Consider the following 15,197-nt stretch of genomic DNA (forward strand, 5'->3'; position numbering starts at 1 on the left):
AAGACCATTTATCAGGCGCTGCAAAAATATCGATTGACCAAGGAGAACGATCGTTCTACTGTTAGCCACATGAATGAAATCAATAGCAACGACACACGCGACATCATTCTGGATGTCACCGAAAAGTTGATCTACAAAAGTGGCATAGCCGCCACTGGCATGGATCTTCTGGTGAAAACCGCCGGCGTCTCCAGAAAAAGCATCTACCGCTACTTTGCCAACAAGGACGAACTGGTCGTGGCCGCCCTGCAACGCCGCGATCAGCGCTGGATGCACTGGTACCGCAGCGAAGTCGGCCAGGCCCAGACCCCGGCCGGGCGGCTGCTCAACCTGTTTACCGTACTGAAGTCGTGGTTCGCCAGCGAAGGCTTCCGCGGCTGCGCTTTCATCAACACCAGTGGCGAAACCGGCGACCCGCAAGACCCGGTGCGACTGGTCGCCAAAGAACATAAACAGAAACTGCTCGACTACCTGTGCGAGCTGTGTACCGAACATGGCGCCGAGGATCCGCAGACGCTGGCCAGACAGCTGCTGATCCTGATCGATGGTGCCATTACCGTGGCGCTTGTAACGGGTGATCACAGTGCCGCCGATAATGCGCAATGCATGGCGCGCAAGTTATTGGACCTGTAGCAACCAGATCAAGCTCGACAATTGTTTTAACTTTAACTTGATACGGAGACTTGAAATGTCTAATGCCGAAGTTCGTCCGCCATTGCCCCCTTTCACCCGTGAATCGGCCATTGAAAAAGTTCGCCTGGCTGAGGATGGCTGGAACTCCCGCGATGCGGAGCGCGTGTCCCTGGCCTACACCCTGGACACCCAGTGGCGAAACCGCGCCGAGTTCGCCCATAACCGCGAAGAAGCCAAAGGCTTCCTGACCCGCAAATGGGCCAAGGAGCTGGATTATCGACTGATCAAGGAACTCTGGGCCTTTACCGACAACCGCATCGCCGTGCGTTATGCCTATGAATGGCACGACGACTCGGGCAACTGGTTCCGTTCCTACGGCAACGAAAACTGGGAGTTCAACGAGGACGGCCTGATGGCCCGTCGCTTCGCCTGCATCAACGACATGCCGATCAAGGAAAGCGAGCGCAAGTTCCACTGGCCGCTGGGACGTCGTCCTGACGATCATCCGGGGCTGTCGGATCTGGGTCTGTAATTTAAATCCACACTAATCCCTGTGGGAGCGAGCTTGCTCGCGATAGCGGTGTGTCAGCCAGCATTTATGCTGGATCTGACGGCCTCTTCGCGAGCAGGCTCGCTCCCACATTGGTTTTGTGCTGTGCAGGTGGTTAAGATGCTGCCCTTCCCCGCAGCCTCTTTCTGCACCCGCCGAATAAGCCGATCCCATGCCTTTCGAACTCAGCGTAGACCTCTCCACCCTGGCCATCCTGGCCCTCGTCGCTTTTGTTGCCGGTTTCATCGACGCCATCGCCGGTGGCGGTGGTCTGTTGACCACCCCGGCCCTGTTGACCGCCGGCCTGCCGCCGCACCTGGTGCTGGGCACCAACAAGCTCAGTTCGACCTTCGGCTCGGCGATTGCCAGTTTCACCTTCTACCGCCGCAAGCTGTTCCACCCCGCGCAATGGGTGCATGCCATCGTCGGTACCCTGGTCGGCGCGCTGACCGGTGCCGTGGTCGCGCACTACCTGCCGGCGGAATGGCTAAACAAAATGCTGCCGGTGATCGTCTTCGCCTGCGGTGTCTATCTTTTGTTTGGCGGTACGCCGAAAGCGCCGACGGACAGCGACGCACCGATCAAGAAAACATGGCAGTCGACCCAGGGCTTCAGCCTCGGTTTCTATGACGGCGTCGCCGGTCCCGGCACGGGCGCGTTCTGGACCGTGAGCAGCCTGTTGCTCTACCCCATCGACCTGGTGAAAGCCAGCGGCGTGGCGCGCAGCATGAACTTCGTCAGCAACGCGGCGGCGCTGTCGATCTTCATCTTTTCCGGTCAGGTGGACTGGATCATCGGCCTGTGCATGGGCTCGTCATTGATGGTCGGCGCCTTTTTCGGCGCTCGCACCGCCATCAGCGGCGGCGCGAAATTCATTCGTCCGGTGTTCATCACCGTGGTGTTGGGCCTGACCGTGCGCCTAGCCTGGCAGCACTGGTTCAGCGTGGCCTAAACGCCGCGCCACGTAGACATCGATCAGGTAACGGGCAATCGAGCGTGACGCCGGCAACGGCGGCAGCGCGTGCACGTTGAACCACTGGGCGTCCTCGATCTCGTCTTCCTGGCAGACGATCTCGCCACTGGCGTATTCGGCATGAAAGCCGAGCATCATCGAGTGCGGGAACGGCCAGCACTGGCTGCCCATGTACTGGATGTTCCTGACCTCGATGCTCACCTCTTCACGAACCTCGCGAATCAGGCAGTCCTCGGCCGATTCGCCCGGTTCGGCGAACCCCGCCAATGTGCTGTAGACACCGCTGACAAAACGCGGTGAGCGTGCCAACAGCACTTCATCGCCTCGGGTGACCAGTACGATCATGCTCGGCGAAATCCGTGGATAGCTGCGCAGATCACACGGCTGGCAATACATCGCCCGTTCGCGCGGCACCTGGGTCATGGCCTGACCGCAGTTACCGCAAAAGCGGTGCTCGCGGGCCCAGGTGCCGATCTGTGCGGCGTAACCGAGCACCTTGTAGACCGTGTGATCGCCTTCGAGCATGAACGCCCGCAAGCCCTTCCAGTTACAGCCCGACACCTCGCTGTGACTGCGCAGCTCCAGCAGGTAGACCGGCTCGCCATCGAGATGACCGATGCCATGTTCGGCAAGAATCGGCAGGTCCTGACGCTTCAGCCATTCGCGCGGAAACAGTGCGCCATTGTCATCGAACAGAAAGCCTTCGGGGCTGCGCGCGACGGCCCAGCCGCCGGGTTGGTCGGTGTCCAGTACTGCAGTGGTCCAGCGAGGAATCATGGTTAATCAATCCAGAAATTCGGGTTTCTGTTTGCTCATATGGGCGGCCATGGCCACGCGCAGATCGGTGGATTGCAGCATGGCGGCGTTCCAGGTGGCGATGTATTCGAGGCCGTCATCGATGCGATGGTCACGCATGTAGCTGATCATCTCCTTGGTGCCGGTGACGGCGATCGGCGACTTGCTGGCGATTGCGTAGGCAATGCCCATGACGCCGTCGAGCAGGCTGTCGTTGTCGCTGTAGACGCGATTGACCAGGCCCATGCTCCGCGCTTCGTCGGCGCCAAAGGTGCGACCAGTGTAAGCCAGTTCGCGCAGCATGCCGTCACCGATGATCCGCGGCAAGCGTTGCAGCGTGCCCACGTCGGCGGCCATGCCGATGTCGATTTCCTTGATCGAGAACTGTGCGTCCTCGGCGGCATAACGCATGTCGCACGCGGCAATCAGGTCGATGGCGCCACCCAGGCAGTAGCCCTGAATCGCTGCGAGCACCGGTTTACGGCAGTTGTCGACGGCATTGAACGACGCTTGCAGGGTAAGGATCTTGCGACGCAACAGCCGCGCATTGCGGCCAACGTCCTTGCCCAGTTCATTGGCCACACCGGCCAGCATCATCAGGTCGATACCCGAGGAGAAATGCTTGCCTGCCCCGCTGAGGACCACCACGCGCACTTCATCGGTGTCGTCGATCCACTGGAAGATTTCGACGATCTCGCTCCAGAACGCAGCGTTCATCGAGTTGATCTTCTCCGGCCGATTGATCTGCACATGGGCGATTTTATCAACCAGTTCGACGTTGAACGCGCTGTACTGAGACATTCCATTGATCCTTTTGCGGGCAGAAAACGAGGCCCGAACTATAACAAGGCATCGCGACCGGCAGTAAGGCAGTGGTTCCGCCAAATCCGGGACTTGGCACGCGCACCACATTGGTGCACGAGCGCTCGATCACGTCGCACATTGATGTGACGGCCCGGTGACTTTTTGCGGCAAAAACGCAAAAAAACATGCACTTCGTCGGGGCGTTTGCACCTCGATCAGGCACGTCCGTACCGTTACAAACCGATTGTCGAACAATTTTGCCATCTGCCCTTTACCGCTCTAAGTTCTGGCCTAGACTCATTTTCTCAAAGCGAAACCGATCGGTCATAAAGTGGAAAAACAGTCGAAACTTTTTCCATTCCCGATCGGTCCTCTGACAAGAAGGTGCGTTGCGACTGGTGCAATCTTTGCAACGGCTCATTCACCCCTTTTGCTTCAAAGCATCGGGCAGCGCTTGCTCACTGATGCGCAGCGCTTTTGCGCCCGGCCACGGGAATTGGCCATGAAACACCGTTTGCCAGACCTAAGAATTAGATCAACAGCACGGGAGATTCATATGATCAGTACGGCTTTGGAAATACAGGGAGAGCGTGCTCATCAGGTCGGCGAATCGAGCGCCGTAACTGCCGCAAACACCCAACCCGTCAGCGTGCCCGGCACCAGGACGCTGACCCCGGCAGCCCAGCAGAATCCGAACCGTAAGAAAGTGTTGTTCGTGACCTCGGAAATTGCCGACCTGGTGAAAACCGGTGGCTTGGGCGACGTTTCCGCGGCGCTGCCACGGGCCATGGCCCATCTGCACGATGTGCGGGTGTTGATCCCGGGTTACCCGCAGGTGCTGCACAGCGAGAACCCCATTCATATCATCGGTGAGCTCGGCGGTCATGCCGCGTTGCCTCCGTGCAAGATCGGGCGCATGGACATGCCCGATGGTCTGGTCATCTACGTACTGATCTGCCCCGAACTCTACGAGCGCGAAGGTTCACCCTACGGCGCCAACAACGGCCGCGACTGGCCGGACAACCATATCCGTTTCGCCCGCCTGGGCCTGGCGGCGGCCGATATCGCCGCCAACCTCGCGCAAATCCACTGGTGCCCGGACCTGGTGCACGCCCACGACTGGCCGGCCGGCCTGGCCCCGGCCTACATGCACTGGCGTGGGCAGCGCACACCGACGCTGTTCACCATCCACAACCTGGCCTATCAAGGCGTAACCAGCCTGGGCTCGTGCCCCGAACTGGGCATTCCCCATCACGCGCTGCAACAGGAAGGCATGGAGTTCTACGGCAAGATGTCGTTCCTCAAGGCCGGCATGGCCTACTCGAGCCACATCACCACCGTCAGCGCGACCTACGCCCAGGAAATCACCACCCCGGATTTCGGCTGCGGTCTCGACGGTTTCCTCGCCGCAAAGACCCAGCAAGGCCTGCTCAGCGGGATTCCCAACGGCATCGATGAAAGCTGGGATGCGGCCACCGACCCGCACCTGTTCTGTCCGTTCGAAATCGGCGACTGGGACGGCAAGGCGGTGAACGCCGCCCATGTGCGCGAGCTGTTCGGCCTGCAAGACTCCGAAGGGCCGCTGTTCGCCGTGGTGTCGCGCCTGGTCTATCAGAAAGGCCTGGACCTGACCGAAGCGGTCTCCGAGTACATCGTCAAATCCGGTGGGCAGATCGCGATCATCGGCCGTGGCGAGCCGGAAGAAGAACAGTCGATGCGCGAACTGGCCCTGCGTTTCCCCGGGCAGATCGGCGTGCGCATCGGCTTTAACGAAACCGATGCCCGGCGCATGTTCGCCGGCAGCGACTTCCTGCTGATGCCTTCGCGTTACGAGCCCTGCGGCCTGAGCCAGATGTACGCCCAGCGCTTCGGCTCGTTGCCGGTGGCGCGCAATACCGGCGGCCTGGCCGACACCATCGAAAACGGCGTGACCGGCTTCCTGTTCGATGAATCAACGGTGCAGAGCTACCAGGAAGCCCTGAGCCGCGCGTTCAAGGTATTCGCCTTCCCCGACCTGCTGCACGCCATGCGCTGCCGGGCCATGGCAGCGCCATTCAACTGGTGCAAGGCGGTCGAACCCTACGCCGAACTCTATGAACAGCTTGTGGCGAAAGCGTTGGGGAAATCGAACAAACAGTAAGAGGCTTTCAAGATGCCGTTACGGACCCTTGAGACCTGGCCCCACGGCGCAATCATGCTGGACGCAGAGCACACGCGATTCGCGTTGTGGGCGCCAGATGCGTTTTACGTCAGTGTCGAACTGGAACATGGACAGTCCTTGCCGTTGCTGCCCCAGGCCGACGGCTGGTTCGTGAGCAACACCCGATGCGCGGCGGGCACGCGTTACCGCTACAGCATCGACGGCGAACTGGAAGTGCCCGACCCGGCTTCCCGCGCACAGGACGGCGATATCGACCGGCACAGTGTGGTGGTCGATCCGCTGGCCTATGCCTGGCAACACAGTGCCTGGCCGGGACGGCCGTGGAACGAAGCGGTGATCTACGAGTTGCACGTCGGTGCCCTCGGCGGCTTCAGTGCCGTCGAGCAGCATCTGGCACGCCTGGTCGAGCTGGGCGTCACCGCGATCGAACTGATGCCCATCGCGCAGTTTCCCGGGGAGCGCAATTGGGGCTATGACGGCGTCCTGCCCTACGCGCCCCAGGCTTCATACGGGTCACCCGAGCAGCTCAAACACTTGATCGACACCGCCCACGGTCATGGTCTGGCGGTGATTCTCGACGTGGTCTACAACCACTTCGGTCCGGACGGCAATTACCTGCATCGTTATGCCAAGGGCTTCTTTCGCGAAGACAAACAGACGCCGTGGGGCGCGGCCATCGACTTCCGCCGCCGCGAAGTACGGGACTTCTTCATCGAAAACGCCTTGATGTGGCTGCTCGAATACCGTTTCGACGGTTTGCGCCTGGACGCGGTGCACGCCATCGAAGACCCGGATTTCCTCCAGGAACTGGCGCAACGGGTGCGCCAGCAGACGGGACCGGCGCGACATGTGTGGCTGATGGTGGAGAACGAACACAACCAGGCCGGCCTGCTTGAACAGGGTTACGACGCGCAGTGGAACGATGACGGCCACAATGCCCTGCATGTGTTACTGACCGGCGAAACCGAGGCCTATTACGCCGACTACGCACACAACCCCACCGAACAACTGGCGCGTTGCCTGAGCCAGGGGTTCGTGTTCCAGGGTCATGTCAATCGCCATGGCGTGGCCCGCGGTGAACCCAGCGGACACTTGCCTCCCGGCGCCTTCATCCTGTTCCTGCAAAACCATGACCAGATCGGCAACCGGGCCTTCGGCGAGCGCCTGCATCAACTCGCCCACCCGCAAGCGCTGCGGGCCGCCACGGTGTTGCTGCTGTTGTCGCCGATGATTCCGCTGCTGTTCATGGGCGACGAGTTCGCCGTCGAGCAACCCTTCCTGTATTTCACCAGCCATCACGGCGAGTTGGCCAAGTTGGTACGGGACGGCCGGCGCAACGAGTTCGCGGCGTTCAGCGTGTTTGCCGACCCACTCCTGCGCGAACACATTCCTGACCCGAACGATCCGCAGACATTTTCAGCGTCCCGCCCTGTCCTGCCTTCGACCGGCCATACTGAGATGCACGAGCTGTATTGCCGGCTGTTGCAGATCCGTCACCGGCTCCTCATCCCCCGCTTGCCGGGCACCCAGGCACTGGGGGCGGACAAGCTGGGCCAAGGCGCGGTCAGTGCCGCCTGGCGCCTGGGCGATGGCAGCGAACTGCGCATTGACCTGAACCTCAGCGACAAGCCCGTAGTCCACTCCTCACAGACCGGTGCCGCGCGGTTGTTCGAATACCCGCCACAGAGCGCCGATCTGCTGGACCAGGGCACCCTTGCCCCCTATTGCGCGCTCGTCAGTCTCGCCGCCGCAGCCCCTATGCCACTTCGTATGGAGAGCGTCCATGAGTGATGCGCAACTGGAAATTCTGGCCAGCCGTGCCGGCCTCGCGGTCGACTGGATCGACGCCAACGGCCGCCCGCAAAAAGTCGCACCTTCCGTGTTGCGCAATGTGCTGACCGGCCTGGGCCACCCGGCGGGCAGTGCCCAGGAAATCGACGCCAGCCTGCTGGAATTGCAAGCGGTGCAACAGACCCATCACTTGCCGCCATTGATCACCGCCGATGTCGGGACAAGCCTGGATCTGGCGCGCTTTTTTGCACCTCAAACCCCTTGCGAAATCCACCTCGAAGACGGTTCGCGGCTCAACCTGAAACTGGACGCCAACGCAAAGCTGCCGGGGCTGGTACCGGTCGGCTATCAACAGGTCAGTATCGACGGACAAACCTTCACCCTGGCGGTGGCCCCCTCCCGGTGTTACAGCGTCGCCGATGCCGTGGATAACCCGATCCCCCGTGCCTGGGGCCTGAGCGTGCAACTGTATGCCTTGCGCCGCCCCGGCGATGGCGGGTTTGGTGACACCCAGGCGCTGGAGGACCTCGCCCGGGTGGCCGGTGAACGTGGCGCCGAGGCGCTGGCGATCAGCCCCTTGCATGCGATGTTTTCCAATGACACCCAACGCTACAGCCCTTACTCGCCCTCCAGCCGTCTGTTTCTCAACAGCCTTTACTGCGCCCCCGGCACCATTCTCGGCGAGCGCGCCCTGCGTACCGCCATCGATGCCACCGGGCTGGCCATTGAGCTCAAGGCGCTGGAAGAGCGTCCGCTGATTGACTGGCCGGCCGCCGCCGAAGCCAAGCATCGGCTGTTGCAGTCGCTGTACGAAGGTTTCGTCCAGGGTGAACACCCCTTGCATGAAGACTTCAGCAGTTTTCGTCACGCTGCCGGCGAAGCGCTGGAAAACCACTGTCGCTTCGAAGCCATCCAGGAGGCACGCGCCGCTCGCGGTGAACACCTCGACTGGCGGCAGTGGCCCGAACCCTGGCGTAATCCGCGAAGCGCTGAACTGGCGGCATTCGCCGAAGAGAATGCCGGGCGCATCGGCTTCTTCGCTTTCTGCCAGTGGCTGATCACCCGCTGCCTGGAGCGCGCGCAAACCGCCGCCCGCGCCAGCGGCATGAGCATCGGCCTGATCGCCGACCTGGCCGTCGGTGCCGATGGCGGCGGCAGCCAGGCCTGGAGCCGGCAGGACGAATTGCTCGCGTCCCTCACCGTCGGTGCGCCACCGGATATTCTCAACCGCACAGGCCAGGGCTGGGGAATTTCCGCGTTCTCCCCGGAAGGCCTGGTGCGCAATGGATTCCGGGCGTTCATCGAGATGCTGCGGGCCAATTTCGCCCACTGCGGTGGCTTGCGTATCGATCACATCATGGGGCTGCAGCGTCTGTGGGTGATCCCCAACGGCTCGCCGCCGGCCGACGGCGCCTACCTGTATTACCCGGTGGACGACCTGTTGCGTTTGCTGACCCTGGAATCCCATCGGCACCAGGCCATCGTCCTCGGCGAAGACCTCGGCACCGTGCCGGACGGCCTGCGGGAAAAACTCATCGCCCGTTCGATGCTCGGCATGCGGGTGTTGCTGTTCGAGCAGGACAACACGCACTTCAAGCCGATCCTTGACTGGCCGGACAACGCACTGGCGACCACCAGCACCCATGACCTGCCGACCCTCAACGGCTGGTGGCATGGTCGCGACATCGACTGGAACGCCCGGCTCGGCATGGTCGACGCCAGCGGTGAGATCGAATGGCGCCAGCATCGCGAGCGCGAGCGCGAGGGACTGCGCCGGGCGTTGAGCCAGGACCCGCAGAACTTCCGCGAAGAATCCCACGAAACCGACCAGGTGCTCGACGCCAGCGTGCGTTTTCTCGGGCATACCCGGGCCCCCTTGGTGCTGTTGCCGCTGGAGGATGCCCTTGGCGTGGAACAACAGGCCAACCTGCCCGGCACCATCGACACCCACCCGAACTGGTCGCGGCGCTTGCCCGGCTACAGCGAAGCCCTGCTCGACGGGCCGGATGCCGCGCGGCGCCTGGAACTGCTCGCCTGTGCGCGACTGCAGGCGGCCGAGCGTGACCGATGACCCGACAGCCGACCCGCCCGTTGCGCGCCACGCTGCGCCTGCAATTTCATAAAGGTTTCACGCTGGAAGATGCGGTGCCGCTGGTGCCGTATTTCGCACGCCTGGGCATCAGCCATGTCTACGCCTCCCCGCTGTTGCGTGCCCGAGCCGGATCGATGCATGGCTATGACGTGGTGGACCCGACCAGGGTCAACCCGGAACTGGGAGGCGAAGGGGCGCTGCGCAGCCTGGTCAACGCCTTGCACGAGCAGGACATGGGGTTGATCCTCGACATTGTCTCCAACCACATGGCGGTCGGCGGCGCTGACAATCCCTGGTGGCTGGACCTGTTGGAGTGGGGACGCCTGAGCCCCTACGGCGAGTTTTTCGACATCCAGTGGCACTCTCCCGATCCGTTGATGGAAGGCCAGCTGCTCCTGCCGTTCCTGGGCAGCGATTACGGCGTGGCACTGCAGGACGGCACCCTGCCCCTGCGCTTCGATGCCTGGCACGGCAGCTTCCATGTCGAGCACTACGAACACCACTTCCCCATTTGCCCCTGGGATTACGGCGAACTGCTCAAGACCGATGCAGCGCTCGATACGGAGCAGACCGAACAACTGAAAAACCTGGCCGATCGCTTCAGCACCCTGAGCTACCAATCCGACGCCCACAGCCTGGCCATACCGTTGAAAGCGGAACTGCGCGATCTGGTCAGCGATCCACTGATTGCTCAAGCCATTGAGCAACACCTGAAACACTACGACTCACTGACCGGCGAAGGCTTCCAGCGCCTGCACAACCTGCTGGAGCGCCAGAGCTATCGCCTCGCCAGCTGGCGCACGGCCGCCGATGACATCAACTGGCGGCGCTTCTTTGATATCAATGAACTCGGCGGACTGCGCGTCGAACGTCCCGCGGTGTTCGAAGCCACCCACGCGAAGATCTTCCAGCTGGTGGCCGAGGGGCTGATCGACGGGTTGCGCATCGACCACATCGACGGCCTCGCCGACCCGCGAGGCTACTGCCGAAAGCTGCGGCGTCGGGTCGACAGCCTGTCCGCAGGCCGCCATCTGCCGATCTTTGTCGAAAAAATCCTCGGCGAAGGCGAGTCTCTGCACCTCGACTGGTCGGTGGACGGCACCACCGGTTATGAATTCATGAACCAGCTGTCACTGCTGCAACACGACCCACGGGGCGCGCAGACACTGGCCGAACGCTGGCAGCGCCACAGTGAGCGGCCCGCCGACTTCTCCCAGGAAGCACAACTGGCCCGCCAGCAAATCCTCAACGGTTCCCTGGCCGGCGATTTCGAAAGCGTCGCCCAGGCCTTGCTGCAAGTGGCCCGGGACAATCTCATGAGCCGCGACCTGACCCTCGGCGCCATTCGCCGGGCCTTGCAGGCGCTGATCGTGCATTTCCCGGTGTACCGCACCTACATCAGCCCCCTCGGCCGGACAGGCCAGGACGAGGTGTTTTTCCAGCAGGCCATGGACGGCGCCCGCCAGACACTGAGCGAGGCTGACTGGCCGGTGCTCGATTGCCTGGCCGGCTGGCTCGGTGGTGAGCCCTGGCGGCAACGCCCGGCCGGTCGCCAGCGCAAACGCCTCAAGCACGCCTGCGTACGTTTCCAGCAACTGACCTCGCCAGCCGCGGCGAAAGCGGTGGAAGACACCGCGTTCTATCGTTCGGGCGTCTTGCTCTCGCGCAATGACGTGGGGTTCAGCACCGAGCAGTTCAGTGTCCCGGTTGCCGACTTTCATCGGGCCTGCATCGAGCGCCTTGAAAACTTCCCGGACAATCTGCTGGCCAGCGCCACCCACGACCACAAGCGTGGCGAAGACTCACGCGCGCGGCTGGCGGTACTGAGTGAGCGCAGCGGCTGGTACAGCGAGCAGATCGGCCTGTGGCGCGCCCTCGCCCGGCCCTTGCGCCAAGACGATCAAGTGCCGTCGGCGGGCGATGAGTTGATTCTGTACCAGGCGATCCTCGGCAGTTGGCCACTGGGTTTGGCTATCGATAATCCGCCGGCGCTCGAGGACTACGGCAAACGCCTCTGGCAATGGCAGCGCAAGGCCCTGCGCGAAGCCAAGCTGCAAAGCAGCTGGAGCGCGCCCAATGACGCTTACGAGCAAGCGAGCGAGGACTTTATCCAGCGCCTGTTGCTCAGCCCCGAAGGTGAGCTGCTGCGTTCGGCCCTCGCCAGGGCAGCCCGATCGATTGCCGCCCCCGGTGCCCTTAACGGTTTGGCGCAAACCTTGCTGCGCATGACCGTGCCCGGCGTGCCGGATTTGTATCAGGGTAACGATTTCTGGGACTTCAGCCTGGTCGACCCGGACAACCGCCGCCCCGTGGATTACGCCAGCCGCCAGCAGGCACTGCAGCAAGCGGCGGACTTGCCGGACCTGTTGTCGAACTGGCAGGACGGGCGCATCAAGCAAGCCCTGATTGCGCGCACCCTGGGCCTGCGCGCCGAACATGCCGAGCTGTTTCGACGTGGCACTTACCAGGCCCTGCAAGTGCTGGGCAGCGAGGCCCATCGAGTGCTGGGTTTTGTCCGTGAACGGGAGGGAGAACGCGCCATCGTGATTGTGCCGATACGCTGTGCCGAACTGCTGGAAAACAGTGCCATCCCCCAGGTCCACGCGCCGCTGTGGGGCGATACCCGGATCAAACTGCCGTTCACCGTTGCAGACGAACATCTGAAGGGACTTTTCACCGGCATCACAGTCACAAAACACAGAGAGCTGCTGATCAGCGCCGCGCTGGGGGATTTCCCGGTCAACCTCATTATTCAAACTCACCACACTTGAGTTCAGTTCAGGAGCATTGCGATGAGTACCGACGATAAACGCATCCGCGAATTCGCCTATCAGATCTGGGAATCCGAAGGAAAACCCGAAGGTCAGGAAGCCCGCCACTGGGAGATGGCGTGCAAACTGGCGGAAGCCGAAGCCCTGGCACCAAAGAAACCAGCCAAAGCAGCGGCGAGCAAAACCCCGGTCAGCAAAACGGCCAATGGCAAGGCTGGCGATGCCAAGGTCGCCACGCCAAAAACCAAGGCCAAACCGGCGGCGGCTTCAAAAGTGATCCCGCCGGGAGAAAAGCCCGTCGAGAAAAAGCCCCGGGCGCCGCGAAAACCGCCCGCGGTTTGAATAGGTCTTGAGGCCCCTTCGTCGGAACGCCGCCCGGAGCAAGCCCGCTCCCACAGGTTCCAATGCTGATCAGCGAGTATTTGTAGCCAGGAGCACTTATGACCAGCCCAAAGAAAGCCCCCACGCCAGCCCCCCGTGCCGAAACCACACGAATCCGCGAAGGCCTGCCCTTCCCGCTGGGTGCCACCTGGGACGGACTGGGAGTCAACTTCGCCCTGTTTTCCGCCCACGCCACCCGGGTTGAACTGTGCCTGTTCGACGACAGCGGCGAGGTGGAGCTCGAACGCATCGAACTGCCCGAATACACCGACGAGATCTACCACGGCTACCTGCCCGACGCTCATCCCGGGCTGATATACGGCTATCGCGTCTACGGTCCGTACGACCCGGCCAACGGTCATCGCTTCAATCCCAACAAACTGCTGATCGACCCCTACGCCAAACAGCTGGTCGGCAAGTTGAAATGGTCCGAAGCGCTGTTCGGCTACACCATCGGCCACCCCGACGCCGACCTCAGCTTCGATGAACGCGACAGCGCGCCCTTCGTGCCCAAGTGCAAGGTGATCGACCCGGCGCACACCTGGGGCCACGACCACCGCGTCAGCGTACCGTGGGACAAGACGATCATTTATGAAACCCATGTGCGCGGCTTCAGCATGCGCCATCCCTCGGTTCCGGAAAACCTGCGCGGAACCTTTGCCGGGTTGATGGTCGATGACGTGTTGGAACACATCCGCAAGCTCGGCGTGTCGACCGTGGAGTTGCTGCCGATCCACGCGTTCGTCAACGACCAGCATTTGCTGCACAAGGGCATGACCAATTACTGGGGCTACAACAGCATCGCGTTCTTCGCCCCCGACCCGCGTTACCTGGCCAGTGGCAAGATTGCCGAGTTCAAGGAAATGGTCGCGCACCTGCACGAAGCGAATCTGGAAGTGATCCTCGACGTGGTCTACAACCATACCGCCGAAGGCAACGAGCAAGGCCCGACCCTGTCCATGCGGGGCATCGACAACGCGTCCTACTACCGCCTGATGCCCGATGACAAACGCTTCTATATCAACGATTCCGGCACCGGCAACACCCTGGACCTGAGTCACCCGTGCGTGCTGCAGATGGTCACCGACTCCCTGCGCTACTGGGCTTCGGAAATGCACGTGGACGGTTTCCGTTTCGACCTGGCGACCATACTCGGGCGCTATCACGACGGTTTCGATGAGCGCCACAGTTTCCTCGTCGCCTGCCGCCAGGACCCGGTGCTGCGCCAGGTCAAGCTGATCTCCGAACCCTGGGACTGTGGCCCCGGCGGTTATCAGGTCGGCAATTTTCCACCGGGCTGGGTCGAGTGGAACGACAAATTCCGCGACACCGTGCGCGCGTTCTGGAAGGGCGACGACGGTCAACTGGCGGACTTCGCCAGCCGCCTGACCGCTTCAGGCGAAATGTTCAATCAAAGGGGTCGGCGCCCCTATTCATCGCTGAACTTCGTCACTGCCCATGACGGTTTCACCCTCAACGACCTGGTGTCATACAACGACAAACACAACGAGGCCAACGATGAAGACAATCAGGACGGCAGCAACAACAACCTGTCCTGGAACCACGGCGTCGAAGGCCCCACCGATGATCCCGAGATCAATACGCTGCGCCATCGGCAGATGCGCAACTTCTTCGCCACCCTGCTGCTGGCCCAGGGCACGCCGATGCTGGTGGCCGGCGACGAGTTCGCCCGCACCCAGGAGGGCAACAACAATGCGTATTGCCAGGACAGCGAGATCGGCTGGGTCAACTGGGACCTCAGCGAAGACGGCAAGGCCCTGCTCAAGTTCGTCAAACGCCTGATCAAGTTGCGCCTGACCTACCCGATCCTGCGCCGCGGGCGTTTTCTGGTGGGCAACTACAACGAGGACATCGGCGTCAAGGACGTGACCTGGCTGGCACCGGACGGCACGGAAATGACCACCAAACATTGGCACGATGCACACAACCGCTGCCTGGGCATGCTGCTCGATGGCCGCGCCCAGGAAACCGGGATTCGCCGCAAAGGCGCCGACGCGACGCTGATGCTGGTGGTCAACGCGCATCACGACATCGTCAATTTCCACCTGCCGCAAGTGCCTGACGGCGGTTTCTGGACCTGCATGATCGACACCAACCAGCCGTCGATCCGTGGCCAGGAACGCTTCGAGTTCGGCCACGAGTACTCGGTTACCGGCCGCTCATTACTGCTGTTCGAGTTGCAGCGTGAGGAAGAGGAGTGACGACGAAGTCCAGGCATTCAGCAC

General features: G+C 62.0%; 11 protein-coding genes. 9 read left to right on the forward strand and 2 right to left on the reverse strand.

Annotated elements, in window-relative coordinates; translation table 11 throughout:
* The first annotated feature begins 69 nt into the window (after positions 1 to 69).
* The 3 genes from AC3WN7_RS06800 (at position 70) to AC3WN7_RS06810 (ending at position 2,135) form a co-directional block, all read left to right on the forward strand.
* Positions 70 to 633 (forward strand): TetR/AcrR family transcriptional regulator, encoded by a 564-nt coding sequence (locus AC3WN7_RS06800; protein ID WP_102673556.1) that lies wholly within the window; start codon positions 70 to 72, stop codon positions 631 to 633.
* A gap of 55 nt (positions 634 to 688) precedes the next feature.
* Positions 689 to 1,165: a nuclear transport factor 2 family protein gene (locus tag AC3WN7_RS06805; RefSeq protein ID WP_102673557.1), complete on the forward strand. Its 477-nt coding sequence runs from the start codon at positions 689 to 691 to the stop codon at positions 1,163 to 1,165.
* A 190-nt stretch (positions 1,166 to 1,355) separates the two neighbouring features.
* Positions 1,356 to 2,135: a TSUP family transporter gene (locus AC3WN7_RS06810; RefSeq protein ID WP_007974280.1), complete on the forward strand. Its 780-nt coding sequence runs from the start codon at positions 1,356 to 1,358 to the stop codon at positions 2,133 to 2,135.
* Here the strand turns inward: AC3WN7_RS06810 and nudC are convergent.
* Both nudC and AC3WN7_RS06820 read right to left on the reverse strand, forming a co-directional pair.
* A complete protein-coding gene (nudC, locus tag AC3WN7_RS06815) occupies positions 2,103 to 2,933 on the reverse strand; it encodes an NAD(+) diphosphatase (protein ID WP_015095286.1) in 831 nt (276 codons plus the stop codon). The genes AC3WN7_RS06810 and nudC overlap by 33 nt on opposite strands.
* Positions 2,934 to 2,939: 6 nt before the next feature.
* On the reverse strand, positions 2,940 to 3,752 hold the full coding sequence (locus AC3WN7_RS06820) for a crotonase/enoyl-CoA hydratase family protein (RefSeq protein ID WP_102673559.1): 813 nt from the start codon (positions 3,750 to 3,752) through the stop codon (positions 2,940 to 2,942).
* A 559-nt stretch (positions 3,753 to 4,311) separates the two neighbouring features.
* Here AC3WN7_RS06820 and glgA point away from each other — a divergent pair.
* The 6 genes from glgA to glgX all read left to right on the forward strand — a co-directional run bounded on the left by glgA (position 4,312) and on the right by glgX (position 15,173).
* Positions 4,312 to 5,895 (forward strand): glycogen synthase GlgA, encoded by a 1,584-nt coding sequence (gene glgA / locus AC3WN7_RS06825; RefSeq protein ID WP_095967073.1) that lies wholly within the window; start codon positions 4,312 to 4,314, stop codon positions 5,893 to 5,895.
* 12 nt (positions 5,896 to 5,907) lie between these two features.
* Positions 5,908 to 7,707 carry a malto-oligosyltrehalose trehalohydrolase gene (treZ, locus tag AC3WN7_RS06830; protein ID WP_102673560.1) on the forward strand — a complete coding sequence of 600 codons (1,800 nt, stop codon included), beginning with the start codon at positions 5,908 to 5,910 and terminating at the stop codon, positions 7,705 to 7,707.
* Positions 7,700 to 9,778 (forward strand): 4-alpha-glucanotransferase, encoded by a 2,079-nt coding sequence (gene malQ, locus AC3WN7_RS06835; protein WP_095967071.1) that lies wholly within the window; start codon positions 7,700 to 7,702, stop codon positions 9,776 to 9,778. The genes treZ and malQ overlap by 8 nt, the downstream gene beginning before the upstream one ends.
* A complete protein-coding gene (locus AC3WN7_RS06840; RefSeq protein WP_102673561.1) occupies positions 9,775 to 12,570 on the forward strand; it encodes a malto-oligosyltrehalose synthase in 2,796 nt (931 codons plus the stop codon). Before malQ ends, AC3WN7_RS06840 begins: the two co-directional genes overlap by 4 nt.
* 21 nt (positions 12,571 to 12,591) lie before the next feature.
* Positions 12,592 to 12,912 carry a DUF2934 domain-containing protein gene (locus tag AC3WN7_RS06845; protein ID WP_095967069.1) on the forward strand — a complete coding sequence of 107 codons (321 nt, stop codon included), beginning with the start codon at positions 12,592 to 12,594 and terminating at the stop codon, positions 12,910 to 12,912.
* Positions 12,913 to 13,010: 98 nt separating this feature from the next.
* A complete protein-coding gene (gene glgX, locus AC3WN7_RS06850) occupies positions 13,011 to 15,173 on the forward strand; it encodes a glycogen debranching protein GlgX (protein ID WP_102673562.1) in 2,163 nt (720 codons plus the stop codon).
* The last annotated feature ends 24 nt before the right edge of the window (positions 15,174 to 15,197 follow it).

The sequence above is a fragment of the Pseudomonas sp. FW305-70 genome (assembly GCF_058783925.1).

Bases quoted from the DNA above. Each gene is read 5' to 3' on its own strand.
- AC3WN7_RS06840 (WP_102673561.1), top strand. From the start codon at position 9,775: ATGACCCGACAGCCGACCCGCCCGTTGCGCGCCACGCTGCGCCTGCAA.
- treZ (WP_102673560.1), top strand. From the start codon at position 5,908: ATGCCGTTACGGACCCTTGAGACCTGGCCCCACGGCGCAATCATGCTG.
- AC3WN7_RS06810 (WP_007974280.1), top strand. From the start codon at position 1,356: ATGCCTTTCGAACTCAGCGTAGACCTCTCCACCCTGGCCATCCTGGCC.
- nudC (WP_015095286.1), bottom strand. From the start codon at position 2,933: ATGATTCCTCGCTGGACCACTGCAGTACTGGACACCGACCAACCCGGC.
- AC3WN7_RS06805 (WP_102673557.1), top strand. From the start codon at position 689: ATGTCTAATGCCGAAGTTCGTCCGCCATTGCCCCCTTTCACCCGTGAA.
- glgA (WP_095967073.1), top strand. From the start codon at position 4,312: ATGATCAGTACGGCTTTGGAAATACAGGGAGAGCGTGCTCATCAGGTC.
- AC3WN7_RS06845 (WP_095967069.1), top strand. From the start codon at position 12,592: ATGAGTACCGACGATAAACGCATCCGCGAATTCGCCTATCAGATCTGG.
- AC3WN7_RS06820 (WP_102673559.1), bottom strand. From the start codon at position 3,752: ATGTCTCAGTACAGCGCGTTCAACGTCGAACTGGTTGATAAAATCGCC.
- malQ (WP_095967071.1), top strand. From the start codon at position 7,700: ATGAGTGATGCGCAACTGGAAATTCTGGCCAGCCGTGCCGGCCTCGCG.
- AC3WN7_RS06800 (WP_102673556.1), top strand. From the start codon at position 70: ATGAATGAAATCAATAGCAACGACACACGCGACATCATTCTGGATGTC.
- glgX (WP_102673562.1), top strand. From the start codon at position 13,011: ATGACCAGCCCAAAGAAAGCCCCCACGCCAGCCCCCCGTGCCGAAACC.